Consider the following 600-nt stretch of genomic DNA (forward strand, 5'->3'; position numbering starts at 1 on the left):
GTTTTGCCGCCCCCAACTCTAACTCCCGTGTGCGGGAGAACTTACAGCCAGTTCCGCCAATGACGCCTTTCCCGTGCTCGCCGATTCGACGCTTTTTTGGATGCGAGCGAAAGTGGCCAGAGCCTGCCCAACCACCTGATCCATGTTGTAGTAGCGGTATGTTGCCAGGCGACCGACAAACCACACGTCGGGACAGGTAGCGGCAAGCGCTTCATAACGCTTGTAGAGTGCTTCGTTCTCGGCCCGCGGCACCGGGTAGTACGGATCCCCGAGGTCCGTGGGATATTCGTAGGTCAGGCTGGTCCGCGAGCTCTGTTGGCCAGTGAGATGTTTGTACTCCGTGATGCGGGTGTAATCTTCCGTCTGGGGATAATTGACGACGGCAACCGGCTGAAACTGTTCGCGGTCGAGGGTAACGTGCTCGAAACGAAGCGAGCGATAGGGAAGGTGCCCGAGCTGCCAGCCGAAATATTCGTCGATCGGGCCGGTGTAAACCAATCGCCTGAACGGTATCTTCTCACGAATCTCGCGGAAATCGGTCTGCAACATGATCTTTATGTTCGGCTGTTCGAGCATGCGTTGGAACATCCTGGTGTACCC

The 600-nt window shown here is 57.0% G+C and carries 1 protein-coding gene; it reads right to left on the bottom strand.

Features of this window, described 5'->3' with window-relative positions; genetic code table 11:
• Positions 1-18: 18 nt before the first annotated feature.
• The coding region (locus NKI49_RS33300; protein WP_352608457.1) for a UDP-galactopyranose mutase at positions 19-600 on the bottom strand (582 nt) is incomplete at its 5' end.

The sequence above is a fragment of the Mesorhizobium sp. M0587 genome, from assembly GCF_040320945.1.
Taxonomy (GTDB): domain Bacteria; phylum Pseudomonadota; class Alphaproteobacteria; order Rhizobiales; family Rhizobiaceae; genus Mesorhizobium.